This is a genomic window from Thomasclavelia spiroformis DSM 1552 (assembly GCF_025149465.1).
GTDB lineage: Bacteria > Bacillota_I > Bacilli_A > Erysipelotrichales > Coprobacillaceae > Thomasclavelia > Thomasclavelia spiroformis.
This window is the reverse complement of record NZ_CP102275.1, coordinates 1318729-1341693: the sequence shown is the minus strand read 5'-3', so window position 1 is coordinate 1341693 and position 22965 is coordinate 1318729. Positions and strand designations below refer to the sequence as shown.

Below are 22965 nucleotides of genomic sequence, written 5' to 3'. Positions count from 1 at the left end.
GTGAGTTATTTGATTTCTTATCATCAAATGTCTCACTTTTAGATTTATTAATCATAAAAATCTCTTATTTATTGAAAGTGATCTTTTACTAGAATTACTAATTGAATTAGTGTATATTACATATTATGAAAAGAAAAGCTGGTTGCTTTGTTGAAAGGTGAATTATAAATTCTTGAATGAAAATTAATTAGGGAAAAATATTGTTATGAGGGGTAAAAATGATTGAATTAAAAGACATTAATGTTTTATGTGATGAAAAAGAAGCTATTATAGATGGGTGTTTTATTGCATATTCTAATCAAATCACATCAATTATTGATAAAAGTGGTAGTGGCAAAAATACTTTATTGTATATACTGGCAATGTTAGTATCGAATAAATGTAAATATTATTATAATGGTAAATTATTAGCATATGATAAAAAGCAACAAATGGATTTTAGAAATAAGTATATTACTTTTATTACGAAAAACAGTTTATTAATTGATACTATTAGTATTGAAAAAAATATCGAGTTTTATTTACAGCAAGTAAACAGTGATGAAACCGTTGATGATTTATTAATAAAATTAAATTTGATTAATAAAAAAGAAGCTATGCCAAGTGATTTATCTGATGCTGAATTACAAAGAGCTATTCTAGCTTGTGGATTAGCTAAAAATACTAAGATTATTTTGATAGATGATAAAATGATGTTTACTAATCATAATGATGAGTTAATTTTAAATCTACTTAAAGAGTATGCTAATCAAGGTAAAATTGTAATCTTGGCAAGCAACGGTGAAAGAATTGTAAGAAACAGTGATCGTGTTTATCGTTTAGAAAATTCCAAATTGACATTAGAAAAAGAAAGTGAATCTAATTTAACAGTACAAGATGAAAGTTTTAAACAAAGCAAAATTGATGTATTTAGAATATTTGAAATTTTATTTCGGTCAAATAAAAAATATAATCTAAGACGAATATTAATAAGCTTTATCGTGATGTCAATATTATTTGCAAGTGCATCGATTTTTAATTTTGTAAATAATAATTTTGATAATCGTTATGCAACAAATTACTTAACGCCAATTAAACTTTTAGCAATCAGTAATGAAAGTAGTTTTTTTCATCAAATTAATGATGGATTACAAATTGGTTATGGATTGCATTATATTTATCATCAAGAGCCCTTAGATACTAAAATTACTGAACAGATGGAAGGTATCGAAAATATTAAAAAAATTTATGATTATTATACTTTTAATTATTCGATGTTATCGGCTTCGGGGTTTAGTCAAGATATGTCAGTTAAAGTAGTAAGAGCTGATCAAGAAATTGCAAGACGTAAATTAGATTGTGATGAAGATTATTCATTTTCAATTATTCCATTTTTTCCTGAAGAAAAACTTAGGCTAGATAAAGGTATTTATGTAAATAGTAATATGGCATATAATTATAATATTAAAGTAGGTGATACTTTAGAATTAGAAATAAATGTGCCATATGCGATGGCTAAATCAATTGATAAGCAAATATTGGGGTTTGATGATGGTACTAAAGGAAGAGCATATCATCAAGTGGCGTGCATTGGTGAAAAAGTACCACTAACAGTAAAAGTAGCAGGGATTATTGAAATGGATTCACAAGTAAGTAATGAAATTTATCTTTCAAATAAAATCATGACTAAAATGATTGATGAACAAGTTAAAAGATATCATGATGGAGAAATTAATTTAGACTATAAGTTATATGAAAAATATACGACAATTATAGATTTAAAACCATATGCAAAAGCTATTTTTATTGATGATGAAAAGCATGTTGAAAAAGTTCAAAAGGAAATAAGTGAGATATCTGATTTAGTATTTGTTTATAATGAGTATCAAAATACTTTAGGGTTAAAAAATGATAATAATTTAATGAAAGATGTTATAGCTAAGATGATGTTTATTTGTATTGGCATGTTTATTTTAGCTACGCTACTTGTAGAGATATTTTATTTAAAAAGATATAAATCAACATATATGATGTTTAGATTAAATAGTTATTGTAATTATCAAAAAAAATAAAATTTTTATCATTCATGGGTTGTATCAGGGATTGATTATTTTATGTATGGCAGTGGTCATATATGTGATTGGCTCACTTCCATTGATTATTGGTGATAGAACAGATTTAAACATATCACTAATTCGTTCTCTTTTTCCTGATTTATATATCAAATTTAGCGATTTTACAATGTTTTCATGGAAGCATTTTATGTTCTTTGTGATTGCTTTGATATTTGTTGTTGTGATTGCTTATTTAATTGTGTGGCTATTTTATCAATGTCAAGATATTATCAATTATTTAGAAGATGAATCTGATGAAGATGATTACTGTTAAGGGTGTTTTTTTACAAATAATCCTTGTTATATGAAAACAATTTTACTATAATAATTAATTATTGATAAGGAGGCTAGTATGTTAAGAAATATAATAGGTGGTATTGCAATTGGGATTGCAAATGTTATTCCTGGTGTAAGTGGGGGTACAATGATGGTAATCCTTGGTATTTTTAATCGGATGATGGATGCAATTAGTGGTGTGTTTAAACGTGAAAATCCAAATCGAAAAGATGATATTATTTTTATTGTACAAGTTTTAATTGGAGCAGCTGTGGGGATAATTGGTTTTGCTAAAATTTTAGAAGTTTTGTTTGAATATTGTCCAACTCAAACGATATATTGGTTTATTGGCTTAATTGCTTTTAGTATACCGCTATTTTTAAAAGGTGAAATGAGCGGACAAAAATTGGCGATAATACCTTTTATTTGTGGTTTGGCTATTATTTTTGTTTTAGAATTTTTAAATCCTGGTGAAGGGAAAACAGTTGTAAACCCTGATTTTCCTCCATTAAGTGCAGCTTTATTTATTAAAATGGTAATTATTGGAGCTGTATCCGGGGCTACGATGATTATGCCTGGAGTTAGTGGTAGTATGGTATTACTTATTTTGGGCGAGTATTATTTATTTAAGTCATATTTAGCAAATGTTACTAGTTTTAGTTTAGAGGTTATTTTACCATTAGGATTTATGGCTATTGGAATTGCAATAGGAATTGTTATTAGTGCTAAGTTATGTTCTTATTTTACTAAAACACATAAGGCTGGTTTTTTAAGCTTAATATTAGGTTTGATCGTTGCATCGTCATTAGTATTGATTCCTTTTGATGTTGTTTATGATTTTAATTTAATTATAACTTCTTTAGTAGCGTTTGCTTTTGGAGGTATAATTGTTTTTGGATTATCTAAAATACAGTAAAACGTTTTGAAGTGTCAAGCAGAAATGCTTGGCATTTATATTTAATATGCCAAAGTTGATTAGAATGAAGGCTAAATAGACTAAAGATAGTGATCGAATCATTAATAAGTAATTGATGTTAGTATCGTGTGAATGAATAGTAAAAATTAAGATACCAAGCTTATATGTGATTTTTATATTTTTTAACATAAGTGAATATATTGTGAATAATGTGAATAAGTTAAAAACTATATCAATTTTTTAATTGTGTCAATTGATAAAGGTTTAAGTTATTAGATGAATAATTATATTTTTATTAAAAATCATAATTTGAAATTTATTTTTATATAAACAGTTATCAATAAAATTAATTAAAGCATAAATAAAAAAAGAAAAATGATCACTAAAAAAGTATAAGATAATGAGGTGATCAAATTAGTTAAACGAGTAGATAAAATCTATGATTTTAAAAATAATTTCATGTTCAAACATTCTCTTGGTAATAATCAAGATTCTGATTCCTTTTATTTACTTAAGCTCTTTATAGAAGGTATTTTAAATATCAGCCGTAAATCAATTACGATCTTAAATCTTGATCTTGTCGTTGAAAATATTGAAGATAAAGATATGCTTTTAGATATTAGAGTACAAACCAATACTGGTGATTATGTTAATATTGAAATGTTTTCTAAAAAACAGTATCAAATATATGGTGCATCATTGTTATCAAGATAGGAAAAAGAAGGAGATGATTATCAAAAAAAATATCAATCATGTATATCAGATAATCTTTATCGATGATATCGATAAAGCTAACTTAAAACTATATGATTGCTATGAAAGCAGAAATGAAGAAGGAAATAAGATGGTAGAGATCATGAAAGCTAACTATATAAAAATCAAGAGTTTTTGATGAAAAAGTCTGAAAATAATAAACTTCCTGATTTTATGAATCAACTAGTAAAGTTCTTTAAAAAGTGAATATGTATTTGTAGTTTTTGGGCATGATGAAAACTACCTTGAAAAAGGTATTTTTAAAATTTGCATATGGCTATTTACTATCTCAGGAGTTCAGGGTCAAACTGCTGACCTGTAGTTAATAGATGATAAATGATTCTAAGCAACTTTCTTACACAATGTCCCTGAGCACAACGATGTCCCTTGCCTTGAGAAAGCTTCAATTGATAATACTGTTTGAATACTGGATTATTGTTGATCACAGGCAGTATGATTTGATATAAGGTCTTTCTCAAGTATTTAGATCCTTTCTTTGTAATAGCGGTATGCTGTGCAGTAAACTGACTGGATTCATAATGCAAAGGAGCGACTCCTGCAAATTTAATGATTTTTCTTGCGCTGGAGTAGTTGCTTATCTCTCCTAATTCGGCTAAAATAGAGGTACCAGAGAAATGAGAAATTCCTGGGATACTTAGGATAGGAGAGTTGTTTTGAACAGAGAACTCTTCTATTTTTTTATCTATTTCAGCGATTTGATCATGAATAAGTTCAATTTGACTAATGAGATGCTTGATTTGAATCACTTCTGCAGATGAAGAAATGCCTATAGAAGATTTGGCACACTCTTTAAGTTTTTCAGCGGTCAGAGAGATACGACCACCTCTGCCTTTGATGTCAAAACATTTACGAATGGTTCTGATATCAGCACTGGCGATATTTTCAGCACTGCCAAATGTTTTAAGTACATTCATGTAGACAGTACCATACTTGCACTTGAATAGACTATTAAACTCGGGAAACACAACATCAATGCATTTTTGTAAACGATTTGTATAGACGTTTATTTCCTTTTTTAAATTATGATGATGTCTAGTCAGCTGTTTTTGTTCATAAAGGTCGAAACTGTCAACCTTTGTAATACGATACTGTTTCTTACGTTTGGGGGTATCTAAGACGTCGCAAATAGTCAGCGTATCAAGTTTGTCATTTTTCGTGATACCACCTTGGAGCTTGCGCGTGAAATCGGTCGTTTTGGGATTGATCAAGGCAACAGTAAAACTTTGATCTAAGAGATACTTTAACAAAGCAAAATGATAATGTCCGGTATCTTCCATACCAATCAAGACAGAAGATTTAGAATAAGGTTTAAGTTTTTGAACAAGAAAATCAAATCCTTCTTTATTGTTGGCAAAAGAAGTAGGCGAAATAATAAGTTCACCTGTATCTTTATCCATGATGCAAAAGAAGTGTCTGTTTTTTCCAATATCGATTCCAACTAACTTCATGATAAAACATCCTTTCCTAATAGATTATGTGAAATGGTATCCACAACACTTAGACCACAAAACCTGGTGCAAAATAGGAATTCAAGACTCATCTAACTCATCATTGTTTAGGAATAAGGTGTGGTAAGATCCTTTCTAAAGTAGTCAAGCCACAAGGAAAAAAATACAAATCTACATTCACATATTCAATATTTTACAGAATAACTTAAACGTCATCAACCACGGATAAACAAGGTTGATAGAAAGGAGAAGGTATACTGTAGATGACTATTAAATGAGTCAATTACAATATACCAGGAAAGATAGACTGATTCAATCAGGATGAGCAGTTAAGAGACATGGCATATAAAAGGAGCTTAAATCGTTGGGCGAATGAACAAGATAAACAGGAATTTATTTAAAAATTAGAGGTGTCAAGCAAAAAAGCTTGACACCTAATGTTTGGTATGTTAAAGTAGACGAGTAAATTAATTAGGAGGATATATAAATGGCAGTAAAATTAAGATTAATTAGAATGGGTGCTAAAAAAGCTCCTTTCTATAGAATAGTAGCAGCAGATTCAAGAGCACCAAGAGATGGGCGTTTTATTGAAATGTTAGGAACATATAATCCTTGCACTAATCCTGCTCAAGTAACTATTAAAGAAGAAGAAGTATTAAAATGGTTAAATAACGGAGCTCAACCATCTGATACAGTTAAAAACTTATTATCTAAGCAAGGAATTATGAAAAAATTTGCTGATTCAAAATCAGGTAAATAATTATGGATTACGCAAAGATTCTTAAAGATATCGCAATTGAATTAGTCGAAGACAAAGAACACTTAGAAGTACGTGAAATGCCTTCGTTAGAAGAAAATGTTGTAGTATTGCATGTGTTTTGCGCTCAAAATGATATCGCTAGATTGATTGGACGTAAAGGAGTAATGGCCAATTCAATTAGACAATTGATGTCAGTAGCTGGTCGAATGACTAGTAAAAAATTAGATATTAAGTTTGAATCGTATGAATAGAAAATAGATGTGGTTTGCACATCTATTTTTTTAAGTGAAATATTTGGTAAGTGAATATGTTGTGAATAAGTTGAAAGGAGCTAAATGAAAATTTATAGATTTTCATAGTGAAATGATGGATAAGGTTAAAGTAGGTAAGATTGTGGGTACTCATGCTTTAAAAGGTGAGTTGAAAATTAGATCGAATAGTGATTTTAGTAATGAAAGATTTAAAAAGGGTAATTCTTTATATATTCGTTATCATGGAAATGATATTGAATTAGAAATTATTTCCTCTAGATTTCATAAAAATAATTATTTAGTAGCCTTCAAGGATCATCAAAATATTAATTTAGTAGAAAAATATGTTGGTTCATTTATTTACGGTTTAAAGGATAATACCTTATTAGGTGAAGATGAATATTTTTATGATGATTTAATTGGGTTGATGGTAAAGTGTGATGATAAAATAATAGGAAAAGTAAAAACAATTTATAATAATGGACGTCATGATATTTTAAATATTGATTATAATGGAAAAAATGTCGCAATTCCATATGTTGATGCTTTCATTAAAGATGTAGATTTAAATAATGAAGTTATTGAAGTTGAATTGATTAAGGGATTAATTGATGAAGATTGATATTTTAACATTATTTCCAGAAATGTTTGAAGGTTTTTTAAATACGTCTATTATTAAAAGAGCAATAGAAAAAAATCTTGTTGATGTTAAGTTGTATGATTTTAGAGAGTTTTCTAATGATAAGCATAAACATGTTGATGATTATCCGTATGGTGGCGGACAAGGGATGGTGCTTAGATGTGAGCCGATTATTGAATGTTTAAAAACTCTTGTTGATGATGATAGTTTGGTTATTTTGATGTCACCGCAAGGATTAACTTTTAATCATGCTCTAGCAACCACTTTATCAACTAAAAAACATTTAATTATTATTTGTGGTCATTATGAAGGGTTTGATGAAAGAATTCGTGATTATGTTGACATGGAAATATCAATTGGTGACTATGTGTTAACCGGTGGTGAGTTAAGTAGTATGGTTGTAAGTGATGCGATAATTAGGCTACTTGATGGGGCAATTAAAGAAGACAGTCATCAAGATGATTCATTTAGTCAAGGACTTTTAGAATATCCACAGTATACTAGACCACAATGTTATGAAGGAAAGAGTGTACCTGATGTTTTGCTTAGTGGACATCACGAAAATATTCGTAAGTGGCGTAAATATCAATCGTTAAAAAGAACGTATTTAAAAAGACCTGATTTATTAGAAAAATATGAATTTGATAATGAAAGCTTAGAAATGATGAAAAAAATTGAAGAAGAAGATTGACAATTGTTGTTTAAATGATGTATAATATCGAAGTCGTAAGACTGCAGGTGTTCCGCTGGTTAATCGAATGAACATCCAAGACAAAATTTGATAAAGGAGAAAAGAAATGAATTTACAATTAGTAGAACAAATTACTAAAAAACAATTAAGAAGTGATATTCCTGAATTCAAAGCAGGGGATACATTAAAAGTTTATGTAAAAATTAAAGAAGGTGACAAATTCCGTGTTCAGTTATTTGAAGGGGTTTGTATTGCAAGAAAAGGTAGTGGTATTTCTGAAACATTTACAGTAAGAAAGATTTCTTATCAAGTAGGTGTTGAAAGAACTTTCCCAGTTCATTCACCAATTATTGATCGTATTGAAGTGGCTAAAATTGGTAAAGTACGTCGTGCTAAACTTCACTATTTACGTGGATTATCTGGTAAAGCTGCTAGAATTAAAGAAATTAGAAAATAAGAAATGGGTTCCCATTTCTTTTTTTTACTGGTTTTAATTAAAACAAGAAATTATTTCATTTCTTTTTAAATGTTTTTTTTGTATAATAGAATATCGTAGGAGGCTTTGTAATGGCAAAAAGAAAAGAATTGATTAGGTTTTCATTAGAATTGGTAATTATTGTTGCAGTTACAGCTACTGTTTGTACTAAAATTGTTGTCCCAGTAAAAATACAGGGCGATAGTATGTATCCTACTTTACATGATAAAGATACCTTGATTGTAAATAAATTATATTTAAATAGAAGTGATATTAAGCGTTTTGATATTGTTGTTTTAAAGTCTAATAAATTAAATCAAGATATTATTAAAAGAGTAATTGGGTTGCCTGGAGATAATATTGTTTTTAAAGATGATAAATTATATATTAATGGTACATATTATGTAGAGGATTATTTAGATAAAGATTATATTGAAGAGGCAAAGGAAAAATATAATGCTAAGTTGTTTACTGAAGATTTTGAAATAACTTTAGATAATGATGAAATTTTTGTTTTAGGAGATAATCGTTTGCGTTCATCTGATTCTAGAACATTGGGAACTTTTAAGTACAGTGATATAATTGGTAAAAAAGGAATAGTAATTTTTCCTTTAAAAAATATGAAATTTGTAGAATAACGGAGGAAGATAATATGTCTAAACAAATTCAATGGTTTCCTGGGCATATGGCTAAAGCACGCCGTGAAATTAGTGAGAAAATGAAGTTGATTGATATTGTTGTGGAGTTAGTGGATGCAAGAGCACCATTATCCTCTAAAAATCCAATGTTTGATCAAATTTGTAATAATAAACCAAGATTAATTGTTATGACCAAAAAAGATTTAGCTGATGATAAAGTTACAGCACTTTGGATTGAGTATTTTAAAAGCAAAAATCTTCATGCGATTTGTGTGAATTTAAAAAACTTTAATGAGTATCAGCAAGTAATAAATGTCTGTAAGGAAATTTTAAAAGAAAAGATGGAACGTGAAGCAAAAAGAGGACTTAAATCTCGTGCGATGCGGGCGATGATTTTAGGTATTCCTAATGTTGGGAAGTCAACGTTTATCAATCGTTTAGCTAAACGCAAAGCGACTGTTACTGGAAATCGCCCAGGAGTGACTAAGGCTCAACAGATTATTCGAGTTGATAAAGATTTTGAATTATTTGATACTCCAGGAGTATTGTGGCCACGTTTTGAAGATATAAATATTGCTAGAAATATTGCATTAATTGGTTCGATTAAACAAGATATTTTACCACTAGATGAATTGTTTATTTATGCAATCGAATATTTAGAAAAAACATATCCTAACAGTGTAAAAAAACGATATGATATTGAAATTGATTTTGAAAGTGATTGGATTGAAAAAGTATATGACGATATTGCTAAAAATCGTAAAATAAAGCCAGTAAGAGGATATACTGATTATGATCGAGTGATGGAAGTCTTTTTTAACGATATTTTTGATGGTAATATTGGTAAAATTACTTGGGAGAAACCAGATGAAGCGCTATGAATATGAAAATAAGTATTATAATTTAGGATATGACTACATTATTGGCTTAGATGAAGCAGGACGAGGACCTATGGCTGGAGAGTTAGTAGTGGCAGGTGTTATTTTTCCTAAAGGCTATTATGATGAAAGAATTAATGATTCTAAACAGCTTTCAAATAAAAAACGCGAAGAATTATATGGATTGATTGTTGAAAATGCCCTTGCATATGATATTGAAATAGTTAGTGTTGAAGATGTGGATAAATTAAATGTTTATCAAGCAAGTAAGCAAGCAATGGAAAAATGTATTAGTAATTTAATGCGAGATAAAATGTTTGCTTTAAGTGATGCTATGCCTTTATCTTATTTTAATCATGAAGCAATTATTAAAGGAGATGCTAAGAGTATTTCAATTGGAGCAGCGAGTATATTAGCTAAAGTAACTAGAGATCATTTAATGGAAGAATATGCTAAAATTTATCCGGAATATGGTTTTGATAAACATAAAGGTTATGTTACTAAAATGCATAAAGAAGCACTTGAAAAATATGGACCTTGCCCGATCCATCGAAAATCTTTTGCACCAGTTGTAAAGGCAATGCAAAAACAAATGTCATTTGATTTTTAAAGTGACATTTTTATTTTTGTAGTAATTATCTTTTTTTATTTGTAAAAGATAATGAGGTGATTAAATGATGGAAGAAATTATATTATATTTTGCGTTAAAATATGCCGGTGATTTTGATAAAATCTATCAGGCTTTGGAACGTAAAGAAAAAATTGACGATGATCTAAAGGGGCATCTTTTTAAGGAGTTAAAATCTAAGTATACAACAATAATTTCTGATGATTATCCAGCTGCTTTAAAAGAAATAAATTGCCCACCATTTGTGTTGTTTTACTATGGTGATTTAAATTTAGTTAACACTAAATGTATAGGAGTTATCGGAATGCGCCAACCTAGTGATTATGGAATTGAAGTAACTAAGACGATAGTTAGTAAATTAGTGTTGGAAAATTATACGATTGTAAGCGGAATGGCTTTAGGAATTGATGCTATGGCTCATCAAAGCGCAATGAATGTACTAGGAAAGACGATTGCAGTTCTTGGAAGTGGAATTGATAATTGTTATCCATTAAAAAACAAAACAATTTATGAAATAATGAAAGTAAATCAGTTGGTTATTAGTGAATATCCAGGAAATTTAGTACCTAAGAAAATTAATTTTCCACGAAGAAATCGAATAATTTCTGGGTTAAGTGAATCTATATTAGTAACTGAAGCAAATGAACGTAGTGGCACGATGATTACGGTAGGTCATGCTTTGGAACAAGGGAAAGATATTTACTGTATTCCAAGTAGAATTAATGATTCTTCAGGTTGTAATCGTTTGATTCAACAAGGAGCTAAATTAGTTATGGATATTAGTGATATTGTTGATGATTAAAGGTTTTTTTAAATTTTAGGTTGACAAAATAACAAAAAACACTAATAATTGGTGTTAATTATGTGGAGGAAATGAAATGAGCAAAAAAATAGTTATAGTTGAGTCGCCATCCAAGTCCAAAACAATTGAAAAATATTTAGGAAGTGACTATATAGTTACTTCTTCAAAAGGACATGTAAGAGATTTGGCAACTTCTGGTAAAGAGGGATTAGGAGTTGATGTTGAAAATCAATTTTTACCTAAATATGTGATAAACAAAGATAAAAAGGATGTTGTAAAAGAATTGAAACATTTAGTTAAAGAATCTGATGAAGTATATTTAGCTACTGACCCCGATCGTGAAGGGGAAGCGATTTCATGGCATTTAGCACAAGTGTTAAATGTTGATATGAATAAAGAAAATCGTGTGGTCTTCAATGAGGTTACTAAAGATGCTGTTGTTAATGCTTTGCAACATCCACGTAAGATTGATCAAAATTTAGTAAAATCTCAAGAAACAAGAAGAGTTTTAGATCGAATTATTGGTTTTAAATTATCAAAGTTATTACAAAAGAAAATTAAATCAAAAAGCGCTGGGCGAGTTCAATCGGTTGCATTGCGTTTAATTGTAGAAAAAGAACGTGAAATTGAAGCTTTTGTTCCTCAAGAATATTGGAAAATAAAAGCTGAGTTTGAAAAGGATGAAATTGAATTTACTGGTGAATTAGCTAAATACAATAATGTTAAATTAGAAATTAAAAATGGTGAAGAAGCTAATCAAATCTATGAATCTTTAAATAAAGAGTTTGAAGTTGCTAATGTTAAAAAGACAACTAAAAAAAGAGAGTCAAAATTACCATTTATTACTTCAACTTTGCAACAAGAAGCCTCTTCAAAATTAGGATATAAAGCTAAAAAAACAATGTCGATTGCTCAAAAACTATATGAAGGTGTTGCTTTAGAAGATGAAACGGTAGGTTTGATTACTTATATGCGTACTGATTCAACGAGATTATCGGATGTGTTTGTAAAAAGTGCGTATGAATATATTGAAGAAAAGTATGGTAAAGACTATGTTGGAAAGGTAAAAGTGAGTAAAAAAACAGAAAATGTTCAAGATGCTCATGAGGGGATTCGTCCAACTAGCGCTTTAAGAACACCTGAAAGTGTAAAGAAATTTTTAAAACCAGATGAATATAAATTGTATTCGTTGATTTATGCTCGAGCAATGGCTTCATTGATGGCACCAGCAAAATTTGATGCTACTTCGGTATCATTAATGAACAATGGTTATGAATTTAAGGTTACTGGTTCAGTAATGAAATTTGATGGATATTTACGTGTTTATGGTGAATATGAAAAACAAAATAATGAATTATTACCAGAACTTAAAGAAAAGGAAATGTTGGAAAGTAAAAAGGTTGAAAAAACACAACACTTTACTAAACCACCTGCTCGTTATAGTGAAGCTAAGTTAATCAAAGAAATGGAAGAGCTTGGAATAGGACGTCCTAGTACTTATGCGATGATTATTGATACAATTCAAACTAGAGGTTATGTTGAATTAGTTGATAAAGCTTTCAAGCCAACAGAAACAGGAATTTTAACTAGTGATCGTTTAACGCAGTATTTTAATGATATTATTAATGTTGAATACACAGCAAAAATGGAACATGAATTAGATGAAATTGCTGAAGGTGAAGATGATTATGTAAGTGCTTTGCAAAGTTTTATGGATGTTTTCCAACCATTGTTAGATGATGCATATGATAAAATGGAAGTAGTGGCACCGAAAAAAACTGGTGAAAAATGTCCTGAATGTGGACATGATTTAGTTGAACGTCGCGGACGTTATGGATTGTTTGTAGCATGTGAAAATTATCCGGAATGTAAATATATTAAAAAAGATCCTGTTGAATTAGAATATACGGGTGAAGAGTGCCCTAAGTGCGGAGGTAAAATGGTCTTTAAAAATGGTCGCTTCGGTCGTTTTGAAGCTTGTTCAAATTATCCGGAATGTAAGTATATTAAAAATAGCAAGAAAAAAGAACCGGTGATGACAGATGAAGTTTGTCCTAATTGTGGCTCTCCGGTAGTAATTAAACAAGGACGCTATGGGGAATTTAAAGCTTGTTCAAATTATCCTAAATGTAAGACAATTATTAAGTAGAACATTTGTTCTACTTTTGTTTTCAATTTATAAATGTTAAAATGTAAAAAAGGTGATAAAGATGGAAAAAATAGTAAATGTAATTGGTGCTGGATTAGCTGGAGTTGAAGCTAGTTATCAGCTGGCAAAACGTGGCTATAAGGTACGCTTATATGAAATGCGTCCTAAGAAAATGACACCGGCACATCATAGTGAAAATTTTGCTGAATTAGTTTGTTCTAATTCTTTAAGGGCAGATGGGATGACTAATGCGGTTGGAGTATTAAAATGTGAAATGGAAATGTTGGATAGTATAGTTATTAAATATGCTCGAATCCATCAGGTTCCAGCGGGTGGAGCATTAGCGGTAGATCGTGAGAATTTTTCGAAATCAATTACAGAATTTATTAAAACTCATCCGTTGATTGAAGTTATTAATGAAGAAGTTAAAAAGTTTCCTGAAGGTTATACAATCATTGCTTCAGGACCGCTTACAAGTGATAGTTTATCAAATGCAATTAAAGATAAATTAGGTGAGGATTATTTTTATTTTTATGATGCAGCAGCACCAATTGTAACTAAAGATAGTATTGATTTTGAAATTGCTTATTATAAATCTAGATATGATAAAGGTGATAATGAATATATTAATTGTCCAATGACCGAAGAACAGTTCAATGATTTTTATGATGCGTTGATTAATGCTGAAGTTGTAAAACCAAAAGAGTTTGAAGAGAAGTTTTTTGAAGGTTGTATGCCTTTTGAAGAAATGGCGCGAAGAGGCAAACAAACATTACTATTTGGACCAATGAAACCGGTGGGATTAAATACACCTGAGGGAAAAAGACCATTTGCAGTGGTTCAATTACGTCAGGATAATGTACAAGCTAGTTTGTATAATATCGTTGGTTTTCAAACTCATTTAACGTGGCCGGAACAAAAACGAATTATTCATATGATTCCTGGGTTGGAAAATGCATCTTTTGTTCGTTATGGGGTAATGCATCGAAATAGTTTTATTTGCTCACCAAAGTATTTATTAAATACATATCAATTAAAGCTTGCTAATAATATTTTTATGGCTGGACAAATTACTGGAGTTGAAGGGTATGTTGAGTCAGCTCAAAGTGGGATTGTGGCAGGGATTAATATGGCTAGATTACTAGAGGGTAAAGAGCTGTTAGTTTTTCCTAAAGAAACAGTTATGGGAGCACTAGCTAATTATATAACTAATGCTTCTAAAGATGATTTCCAACCAATGAAAGCTAATTTTGGAATTTTACCTGATTTTCCTACTAGGATTAAAAAGAAAGAGCGTAAAGAGGCATATGCTATGCGAGCGATTAATACAATGAAAGAATTTATTGTAGAAAATGAACTTGGATAAATTAATTAATGAGTATTTAGATTGTTTAAAATATGAACGCAATTATTCAAATAATACAATTGCATCATATCGTCGTGAAATTATGCATTTTAAGGTTTATTTAGTGCAAGAGGGAATAAGTGATTATAATGATGTTGATTATTTGATGTTACGAGGATACTTAACTAAGTTATATGATAAAAATTTAGCTAAATCTAGTATTAATCATCGTTTGAGCGCGTTGAGAAGTTTTTTTGATTATTTGTTAAAAGAAGAGTTTATCAAAGATAATCCTTTTAAATTAATTGAATCACAAAAAGTTGGTCAGCGTAATCCGGATTTTCTTTTTCAAGAAGAAATGATTGACTTATTGGATAGTATTGAAACTAAAGATGATTTAGGTATTAGAAATAAAGCAATGCTAGAATTGATGTATGCTTCAGGATTACGGTGTTCAGAAGTGGCTAATTTACAAATCAGTGATATTGATTTTAATCAGATGGTCGTTCTTGTTCATGGCAAAGGTGGAAAAGATCGCTATGTTCCTTTTCATGAATATGCTCGTGATTGGTTGGTTAAATATATTGATGAAGCAAGAAATAATTTGATGATCAAAAATGCGGGCCATAATTTTATTTTTGTTAATAAGCTTGGCAATCCTTTGACTAATCGCGGAATTGAAAATATTGTTGACCGGGTTACTTTTAAATATGATGCTACAAAAAAAATACATCCTCATACAATTCGTCATTCGTTTGCAACGCATTTATTAAATGCCGGAGCTGATATTCGTACGGTTCAGGAATTATTAGGACATAAAAATTTAGCGACAACACAAGTATATACACATATTAGTAAAAATCATTTGAAAAAGGTTTATATGAAAACACATCCGCGTAGTTAAAAATGTAAAAAAATTCTTGAATGATAGAAAAAACTATGATAAAATTCAAAAGGTATGAAAAATACACACATTATGGATTCATTTATCTAGTGCCTATCGGTGATAAATGTTCGAAATAATGGAGGAAAAAACGAAAAGGAGGAAGTTACAATGTCAGTAATTTCAATGAAAAAATTATTAGAAGTAGGTGTTCACTTTGGACATCAAACAAAAAGATGGAATCCTAAAATGGCTCCATATATTTTTACAGCAAGAAATGGAATTTATATTATCGATTTACAAAAATCATCTAAAAAAATTGACGAAGCTTATAAAGCTATGAATGAAATCGCTGCTAAAGGTGGAAAAGTATTATTTGTTGGTACTAAAAAACAAGCTCAAGAAGCAGTAAAAGAAGAAGCAATTCGTTCTGAAAGTTTCTATGTAAATTCTCGTTGGTTAGGTGGAACTTTAACTAACTTTAAAACAATTCAAAAAAGAATTAAAAGATTAATTGAATTAGAAAAAATGGAAGCTGATGGAACTTTTGATTTATTACCTAAAAAAGAAGTAATCTTACTTAAAAAAGAAGCTGCTAAGTTAGAAAAGAACTTAGGTGGTATTAAAGAAATGAGAAGATTACCAAATGCCTTATTTGTAGTTGATCCAAAAGCTGAACATAATGCAGTAGCTGAAGCTAGAATCTTAGGTATCCCAGTATTCGGTATTGTTGATACTAACTGTGATCCAGATGAAGTGGATTATGTTATCCCAGCTAATGATGATGCAATTAGAGCTGTTAAATTAATTGTTGCAGCTATGGCGGATGCTATTTGTGAAGCTAAAAATGAACCATTAACTGTAGCATATATCAAAGATGAAGATGATAAAGAAGTATCTATGAATGATGCTATCACTTCAGTTGAAAATAACCAAAGAAGAGCTCCAAGAAATAAAGCTGGAAAACCAAATCCAAGAAAAAATAATGCTCCAAAAGCAACTAAAGAAGAAAAGACAGCTGGAACTGAAAATTAATTATGGAAAATAAGGGAAAGCTTAGCTTTCTCTTTTTAAATAAAGAAGGATAAAGGAGAAAATAAAAATGGCAATTAGTGCAAAATTAGTAAAAGAATTACGTGAAAAAACTGGTGCTGGGATGATGGATTGTAAAAAAGCATTAGAAGCTTGTGATGGTGATATTGAAAAATCATTCGACTGGTTAAGAGAAAAAGGAATTGCAAAAGCTGCTAAAAAAGCTGATCGTATCGCTGCTGAGGGTTTAACTACATTTGTAGTTGATGGAGATACTGCTGCAATCGTTGAAGTTAACTCTGAAACTGACTTCGTTGCAAAAAATGCTGAATTCCAAGCATTAGTAAATACAATCGCTAAAACTGTTGCATTAAGCAAACCAGCAGATTTAGAAGCTGCATTAAATACTGAAGTAGAAGGTAAAAAATTAGAAACAGTTATTGCTGAAGCTAGTGGAAAAATCGGAGAAAAATTAAGCTTTAGAAGATTTGAAGTTTTAACTAAAGAAGATGGTGAAGTATTTGGTGCTTATTCACATATGGGTGGAAAAATGACTGCAATTGTTAAAATTGCTAATTCTACTGATGAAAAAGCTCGTGATGTTGCTATGCATGTGGCTGCTTCAAATCCACAATATATTGATAGAACTGCTATCCCTCAAGATGTTTTAGATCATGAATTAGCTGTATTAAAAGCTCAAGCTATGGAAGAAAATGCTCAAGCAGCTAAACCTAAACCAGAAAATATTATTGAAAAAATGGTTGAAGGTAGACTAAATAAAAACTTAAAAGAAATGTGCTTGGTTGATCAAGAATTTATTAAAAATCCTGATGAAACTGTAGCTAAATTCTTGGGTGAAGGTAAAGTTTTGAATATGGTTAGATTCCAAGTTGGTGAAGGAATGGAAAAAAGAGAAGAAAACTTTGCTGAAGAAGTTGCTGCTCAAATGAAAGCTTAATTGTATTATTTAATAATTGGACAAAGTATCCCTTTGATACGCTTTATAGCCTTTCAAAGGGACTTTTTTGTGAAATGAGTGTCGCTTGACTAAAAGAAAAAAATGTGATAAATTTTTTAAAGATAATGTATTCATCATTGCTAATAATTGATGTAAATTATGCATGACTCTTAAAAAATATAAAAGGAGAGAATTATGAAGTATAAGCGAGTGTTATTAAAATTAAGTGGTGAAGCTTTAGCTGGAGAAGACAAAATTGGTATAAATGCTAAAACTGTTGCCGATATTGCTAGACAAATTAAAGATGCTAAAGATTTGGGTGTTGAAATAGCAATTGTCTGTGGTGGTGGAAATATATGGCGCGGTAAAACTGGAGCAGACATGGGAATGGATCGTTCTAGTGCTGATTATATGGGAATGTTGGCAACTGTTATGAATGGGTTAGCGGTCCAAAATGCATTAGAAGCAATTGGGGTTCCAACTAGAGTTCTTTCAGCAATTGAAATGCGTCAAGTGGCTGAACCATATATTAGAAGACGTGCAATTCGTCATTTAGAAAAGGGTAGAATCGTTATTTTTGGTGCTGGTACTGGTAGTCCTTTTTTTACAACAGATACAACAGCGGCTTTAAGAGCGGCTGAAATTAATGCTGATGTCATTTTGATGGCTAAAAATGGTGTTGATGGTGTATATTCTGCTGATCCTAAACTTGATGCAAATGCAGTACGTTTTGATGAGATTTCATATTTTGATGTTTTACAAAAAGATTTAAAGATTATGGATCAAACTGCAATTACTTTATGTAAAGACAATAATATTGATTTATGCGTGTTTAATATGTCTAAAGATGGTAATATTGCTAAGGCATGTAATGGCGATAAGATTGGAACAACTATTTCTGGAGGTAAATAAAAATGATTGATATGATTTTAGATGAAGCTAGTGAAAGAATGGGTAAAACAATTGACTCTTTTAAGCGTGATTTAACTACTGTTAGAACTGGACGTGCTAATCCAGCGATGCTTGATCGTGTTATGGTTAACTATTATGGTTCACCTACACCAATTAATCAAATGGCAGGTATTTCAGTTGTAGAAGGACGTCAATTAGTAATCAAACCTTATGATAAATCAGTGATTAAAGATATTGAACATGGAATCTATGAAGCTGAATTAGGATTAACTCCTCAAAATGATGGTGAAATTATCCGTATCATGGTTCCTGCTTTAACAGAAGATCGTCGTAGAGAATTTGCTAAACAGGTATGGAAATTTGCTGAAAATGCTAAGGTTTCAATTCGTAATATCCGTCGTGATAGTAATGATGAAATAAAAAAAGTTGATGGAAGTGAAGATGAAATTAAAGCTGGACAAGAAAAAGTTCAAAAATTAACTGATAAATTTGTTAAAGAAATTGATGAAATTGCTAAAGTAAAAGAAAAAGAAATTATGACAGTATAATATCAAAGATGCTAAGCTTATTTTAGCATCTTTTTTTTATTGCTTTTTTATGGTATAATCTCGATTAGTTAAGCGGGAGGTTGACAAATGTTTTTAAAGAAAAATAAAATTGAAGAAATAGATTATCATGATATAGATTTAGATAATATACCAAAGCATATCGCTTTTATCATGGATGGAAATGGACGTTGGGCAAAGAAAAGAAAAATGCCACGAACTTATGGACACCATGAAGGAACAAAAACAATTCGTGATATTGCTTTAAAATGTAATGAATTAAAAGTAGAAGCAATGACAGTTTACGCTTTTTCAACAGAAAATTTTGCTCGTCCTGATAGTGAAGTACAATATATTTTTAAATTACCAAAAGATTTTTTTAATTCATATATGAAAGAATTAATGGAAAACAATGTTAAAATATGCACGATTGGACATCTTGAAATGGCACCTAAAGAAACGCAAGATATCATTAACAAAGCTATTGAACAAACAAAAAATAATACTGGCTTGAAATTATGTTTTGCTTTTATTTATGGTGGACGTGATGAGATCGTTTGGGCAAGTAAAAAGCTTGCAAAAAGAGTTAAAGATGGACAAATTGATGCTGATGAAATTAATGAAAAGTTGTTTGAAAGTGAATTAATGACTAGTGATTTACCGGATGTTGATTTGATGGTTCGAACTAGTGGGGAACAAAGATTATCAAATTTTTTATTATGGCAACTAGCATATGCAGAATTTGTATTCACTGATGTTTTTTGGCCAGATTTTAATGATGATGAGTTGTTAAAAGTAATTTGGCAATATCAAAATCGTGATAGACGTTTTGGAGGATTGAAATAATGAAACAAAGAATTATTACTGCGATTTGTTTAATTGCTGTTGCTTTACCATGTGTTATTCTTGGTGGTTATTTTTTTAAGGGATTTATTGCTGTAGCCTTAATTGCAGCGGTTTATGAAATGCTACGTATTTGTACAAGGCCGAAAGTAAAATTATATATTTATCCATTGGTAGCTTTGTTTTTTGTTTATGGATTTTTATTTGATCAAAATGATTTGTTTTTAGCATCATATGGGATTTTACTTTATTTAGTTGTTCTTTTTACCGCAACGATTTTTGATGATACTTTAACAATTGAACGAACTAGTTATATTTTTACGATGGGGGTATTAATTTGTAGTGGTTTACATGCATTAATGGCTCTTCGTGATATTTATGGTTTTGAATATTTATTGTTGTTAGCATTAGCTACATATGGTAGTGATACAGGTGCTTATTTTACTGGGGTAACTATTGGAAAACATAAATTGATTCCTCGACTTTCACCAAAAAAGACAATTGAAGGGTCAATTGGTGGAATTTTACTTGGAACAATACTTTCAGTTGCTTATGCTAGTTATTTAGGTATAATTGAAACTAATCGAGTTTTGATTGTTGCATGTTTTGTTTTAACAATTACTGGTCAAGTAGGTGATTTAGTATTTAGTGCGATAAAACGTCATTTTGGAGTTAAAGATTATTCTAATTTACTTCCGGGACATGGTGGTGTACTAGATCGAATTGATAGTATTTTATTTAATGCATTAGTATTAAGTTTCTTTTTAGTGATGGTGAGGGTATAAAATGAAGTATATAACAGTATTAGGTGTTACTGGTTCAATAGGTATGCAAACTGTTGATGTTGTAAAAAATCATCGTGAACGTTTTAAAATTATAGCTATGTCAGCAGGTTATAATATTGAAAAAGTAGAAGAAATTTTAAAGATAATTGAAGTGGAATATATTTGTGTTGTTAGAAAAGAAGATGCAAATTATTTACAAACAAAATATCCGGATAAAAAGATTTATTATGGGAATGATGGTTTAATAAAAATTGCTACTTTAAGTGAAGTTGATATTGTTTTAAATGCAATTGTTGGGTTTGCTGGTCTTTTACCAACAATTGAAGCAATTAAAGCTAAAAAAGATATTGCTCTAGCAAATAAGGAAACTTTAGTTGTTGCTGGGCATATAATTACTAAGCTAGTAAAGGAAAATGGTGTAAAGCTTTTGCCGGTAGATAGTGAACATTCAGCAATTTTTCAGTCATTAAATGGTGAAAATAGTAAACAAATTAAAAAAATCATTTTAACTGCAAGTGGTGGTAGTTTTAGAGATAAAAAACGTGAAGAACTTGTAGGGGTAAGTGTTCAAGAAGCATTGAATCATCCTAATTGGTCAATGGGGGCTAAAATTACAATTGATAGTGCTACATTATTTAATAAAGGTTTAGAAGTAATTGAGGCTAAATGGTTATTTAATGTTGATTATGATCAAATTGAAGTATTGATTCATCCTGAAAGTATTGTTCATTCGATGGTTGAATTTATTGATAATTCGATTATTGGACAATTAGGTAATCCAGATATGCGTTTGCCAATTCAATATGCGTTAACTTACCCAAATCGTGATGTTTTAGTAGGTAGTGAAAGTTTAGATTTGGCTAAAGTCATGACATTAACATTTAAAAAACCAGACTTTGAACGATTTAGAGCCTTGAAGCTTGCATTTCAAGCAGGAAATGATGGTGGAAGTATGCCGTGTGTTTTAAATGGAGCTAATGAACAAGCAAATGAGTTATTTAGAAATGGTAAGATTGAGTTTTTACAAATCGAAGAATTAGTAGAAAAAGCTTTATCTTGCCATAAGAAAATTGAAAATCCTACTTTAAATGAATTAATTGATATTGATAGTTGGGCTCGTAATTTTGTATTAAATGAGATAGGAGAAGATTAATGCAGACATTAATAAATATTATAGTTTTTATTTTAATATTAGGAATTGTAGTTTTAGTTCATGAATTAGGTCATTTTGTAACTGCTAAACTTTTTGGTGTTTATTGTTCAGAGTTTTCAATTGGAATGGGACCTAAATTATTTTCTAAAAAAATTGGTGAAACTGAATATGAAATTAGAGCTTTACCAATTGGTGGTTTTGTAAGCATGGCAGGTGAAGCTGATAATGATATTGAAGAATTTAAAGATGTGCCATATGAAAGAACAATTAAAGGAATTAGCTGTTGGAAAAAATGCGTTGTTTTTCTAGCTGGTGTATTCATGAATTTCATTTTATCATTAGTTATTTTGATTGGGGTATATAGTTTTATTAATGTCCAAACAAATACTCCTGAAATCGGAACTATTAGTAATGATAGTCCGGCGATGATGGCAGGATTAGAAGCCGGAGATGTGATTTCAAAAATAACATATGATGGTGAAGAAAATATTATTGCGTCTTTTAGTGATATTCAAGAAATATTAGATAATTCAAACATAAAGTCTGAAAGCGAACAAATTAATTTAAAAGTAGAAGTTATTCGAGATGGTAAAGTTTTAACTAAGAATGTTAACGCTAAATTTAATGCGGATAGTAATTCGTACATGATAGGAATTACAGCGGCAACTAGACAATTAAGTTTTTTTGAAGCAGTTAATTATGGCTGGGATCAGTTTGTTGAAATGTCATTATTGATTTTTACAACTTTAGGTAAGTTGATTACAGATTCAGCTAATACGATCGGTCAATTATCTGGACCTGCTGGTATTTATAGTGTTACATCACAAATTACGGAAACTGGTTCAATTAGTCAATTGCTGATACTATTGGCGCTTTTATCTACTAATATTGGAATGTTTAATTTACTTCCAATTCCAGGGTTAGATGGATGTCAAACATTGTTTGCGGTAGTTGAAAAAATTATTGGTCGTGATATTCCGATTAAACTTAAATATTTACTTCAGGTTGCTGGGTTAGTGTTAGTATTTGGTTTAATGATTTATGTTACAATTAATGATATTTCAAGAATGTTTGGTTAAAGGGAATTTAA

The 22965-nt window shown here is 30.0% G+C and carries 26 protein-coding genes; 25 read left to right on the top strand and 1 reads right to left on the bottom strand.

The features are described from left to right. The first annotated feature begins 218 nt into the window (after positions 1 to 218). The 5 genes from NQ543_RS06270 to NQ543_RS06250 all read left to right on the top strand — a co-directional run bounded on the left by NQ543_RS06270 (position 219) and on the right by NQ543_RS06250 (position 4177). Positions 219 to 2051: an ATP-binding cassette domain-containing protein gene (locus NQ543_RS06270; protein ID WP_004609710.1), complete on the top strand. Its 1833-nt coding sequence runs from the start codon at positions 219 to 221 to the stop codon at positions 2049 to 2051. A gap of 46 nt (positions 2052 to 2097) precedes the next feature. After that, entirely contained in the window at positions 2098 to 2367 is a 270-nt protein-coding gene (locus NQ543_RS06265; protein WP_004609711.1) for a hypothetical protein, read from the top strand. A 78-nt stretch (positions 2368 to 2445) separates the two neighbouring features. Then, on the top strand, positions 2446 to 3285 hold the full coding sequence (locus NQ543_RS06260) for a DUF368 domain-containing protein (protein ID WP_004609712.1): 840 nt from the start codon (positions 2446 to 2448) through the stop codon (positions 3283 to 3285). Between the two features lie 405 nt (positions 3286 to 3690). Then, complete coding sequence (locus tag NQ543_RS06255; protein ID WP_004609713.1) at positions 3691 to 3999, top strand: PD-(D/E)XK nuclease family transposase; 309 nt, start codon at positions 3691 to 3693, stop codon at positions 3997 to 3999. 13 nt (positions 4000 to 4012) lie between these two features. Then, entirely contained in the window at positions 4013 to 4177 is a 165-nt protein-coding gene (locus NQ543_RS06250) for a hypothetical protein (protein ID WP_154645958.1), read from the top strand. Positions 4178 to 4322: 145 nt separating this feature from the next. Here NQ543_RS06250 and NQ543_RS06245 read toward each other — a convergent pair whose 3' ends face one another. Beyond that, positions 4323 to 5507, bottom strand: a complete 1185-nt coding sequence (locus NQ543_RS06245) for an IS110 family RNA-guided transposase (RefSeq protein ID WP_039903945.1) — start codon at positions 5505 to 5507, stop codon at positions 4323 to 4325. 487 nt (positions 5508 to 5994) lie between these two features. On the opposite strand from NQ543_RS06245, the gene rpsP reads away from it, so the two are divergent. The 20 genes from rpsP (at position 5995) to NQ543_RS06145 (ending at position 22954) form a co-directional block, all read left to right on the top strand. Next, positions 5995 to 6267 carry a 30S ribosomal protein S16 gene (gene rpsP / locus NQ543_RS06240; RefSeq protein WP_004609715.1) on the top strand — a complete coding sequence of 91 codons (273 nt, stop codon included), beginning with the start codon at positions 5995 to 5997 and terminating at the stop codon, positions 6265 to 6267. A 2-nt stretch (positions 6268 to 6269) separates the two neighbouring features. Beyond that, positions 6270 to 6518 carry a KH domain-containing protein gene (locus NQ543_RS06235; RefSeq protein WP_004609716.1) on the top strand — a complete coding sequence of 83 codons (249 nt, stop codon included), beginning with the start codon at positions 6270 to 6272 and terminating at the stop codon, positions 6516 to 6518. Between the two features lie 115 nt (positions 6519 to 6633). Then, positions 6634 to 7140, top strand: a complete 507-nt coding sequence (gene rimM / locus NQ543_RS06230) for a ribosome maturation factor RimM (RefSeq protein WP_117604637.1) — start codon at positions 6634 to 6636, stop codon at positions 7138 to 7140. Continuing rightward, positions 7130 to 7849, top strand: a complete 720-nt coding sequence (gene trmD / locus NQ543_RS06225) for a tRNA (guanosine(37)-N1)-methyltransferase TrmD (RefSeq protein ID WP_004609719.1) — start codon at positions 7130 to 7132, stop codon at positions 7847 to 7849. The genes rimM and trmD overlap by 11 nt, the downstream gene beginning before the upstream one ends. A gap of 106 nt (positions 7850 to 7955) precedes the next feature. Next, entirely contained in the window at positions 7956 to 8306 is a 351-nt protein-coding gene (gene rplS, locus NQ543_RS06220) for a 50S ribosomal protein L19 (RefSeq protein WP_004609720.1), read from the top strand. Positions 8307 to 8416: 110 nt separating this feature from the next. Next, complete coding sequence (lepB, locus tag NQ543_RS06215; protein WP_004609721.1) at positions 8417 to 8962, top strand: signal peptidase I; 546 nt, start codon at positions 8417 to 8419, stop codon at positions 8960 to 8962. A gap of 14 nt (positions 8963 to 8976) precedes the next feature. Continuing rightward, on the top strand, positions 8977 to 9843 hold the full coding sequence (gene ylqF, locus NQ543_RS06210) for a ribosome biogenesis GTPase YlqF (RefSeq protein ID WP_004609722.1): 867 nt from the start codon (positions 8977 to 8979) through the stop codon (positions 9841 to 9843). Next, positions 9830 to 10450 (top strand): ribonuclease HII, encoded by a 621-nt coding sequence (locus tag NQ543_RS06205; protein ID WP_004609723.1) that lies wholly within the window; start codon positions 9830 to 9832, stop codon positions 10448 to 10450. Before ylqF ends, NQ543_RS06205 begins: the two co-directional genes overlap by 14 nt. 67 nt (positions 10451 to 10517) lie before the next feature. Further along, a complete protein-coding gene (gene dprA, locus NQ543_RS06200; RefSeq protein ID WP_039904116.1) occupies positions 10518 to 11270 on the top strand; it encodes a DNA-processing protein DprA in 753 nt (250 codons plus the stop codon). Positions 11271 to 11346: 76 nt separating this feature from the next. Then, positions 11347 to 13419, top strand: a complete 2073-nt coding sequence (gene topA / locus NQ543_RS06195; protein WP_004609725.1) for a type I DNA topoisomerase — start codon at positions 11347 to 11349, stop codon at positions 13417 to 13419. A 61-nt stretch (positions 13420 to 13480) separates the two neighbouring features. Continuing rightward, positions 13481 to 14785 (top strand): FADH(2)-oxidizing methylenetetrahydrofolate--tRNA-(uracil(54)-C(5))-methyltransferase TrmFO, encoded by a 1305-nt coding sequence (gene trmFO / locus NQ543_RS06190; protein ID WP_004609726.1) that lies wholly within the window; start codon positions 13481 to 13483, stop codon positions 14783 to 14785. Beyond that, the gene (gene xerC / locus NQ543_RS06185; RefSeq protein WP_004609727.1) at positions 14772 to 15668 is read left to right on the top strand and encodes a tyrosine recombinase XerC; all 897 of its coding nucleotides are present in this window, start codon (positions 14772 to 14774) and stop codon (positions 15666 to 15668) included. Before trmFO ends, xerC begins: the two co-directional genes overlap by 14 nt. A gap of 150 nt (positions 15669 to 15818) precedes the next feature. Then, positions 15819 to 16682 (top strand): 30S ribosomal protein S2, encoded by an 864-nt coding sequence (gene rpsB, locus NQ543_RS06180; RefSeq protein WP_039904118.1) that lies wholly within the window; start codon positions 15819 to 15821, stop codon positions 16680 to 16682. Between the two features lie 67 nt (positions 16683 to 16749). After that, a complete protein-coding gene (gene tsf / locus NQ543_RS06175) occupies positions 16750 to 17637 on the top strand; it encodes a translation elongation factor Ts (protein ID WP_004609729.1) in 888 nt (295 codons plus the stop codon). A 195-nt stretch (positions 17638 to 17832) separates the two neighbouring features. Then, positions 17833 to 18549 carry a UMP kinase gene (gene pyrH, locus NQ543_RS06170; RefSeq protein ID WP_004609730.1) on the top strand — a complete coding sequence of 239 codons (717 nt, stop codon included), beginning with the start codon at positions 17833 to 17835 and terminating at the stop codon, positions 18547 to 18549. 2 nt (positions 18550 to 18551) lie between these two features. Beyond that, on the top strand, positions 18552 to 19097 hold the full coding sequence (frr, locus tag NQ543_RS06165) for a ribosome recycling factor (RefSeq protein WP_004609731.1): 546 nt from the start codon (positions 18552 to 18554) through the stop codon (positions 19095 to 19097). A gap of 87 nt (positions 19098 to 19184) precedes the next feature. After that, entirely contained in the window at positions 19185 to 19940 is a 756-nt protein-coding gene (locus tag NQ543_RS06160) for an isoprenyl transferase (protein WP_004609732.1), read from the top strand. Then, the gene (locus tag NQ543_RS06155; RefSeq protein ID WP_004609733.1) at positions 19940 to 20722 is read left to right on the top strand and encodes a phosphatidate cytidylyltransferase; all 783 of its coding nucleotides are present in this window, start codon (positions 19940 to 19942) and stop codon (positions 20720 to 20722) included. The genes NQ543_RS06160 and NQ543_RS06155 overlap by 1 nt, the downstream gene beginning before the upstream one ends. 1 nt (position 20723) lies before the next feature. Continuing rightward, positions 20724 to 21875 carry a 1-deoxy-D-xylulose-5-phosphate reductoisomerase gene (locus NQ543_RS06150; RefSeq protein WP_004609734.1) on the top strand — a complete coding sequence of 384 codons (1152 nt, stop codon included), beginning with the start codon at positions 20724 to 20726 and terminating at the stop codon, positions 21873 to 21875. After that, positions 21875 to 22954 (top strand): M50 family metallopeptidase, encoded by a 1080-nt coding sequence (locus tag NQ543_RS06145; RefSeq protein ID WP_004609735.1) that lies wholly within the window; start codon positions 21875 to 21877, stop codon positions 22952 to 22954. The genes NQ543_RS06150 and NQ543_RS06145 overlap by 1 nt, the downstream gene beginning before the upstream one ends. The last annotated feature ends 11 nt before the right edge of the window (positions 22955 to 22965 follow it).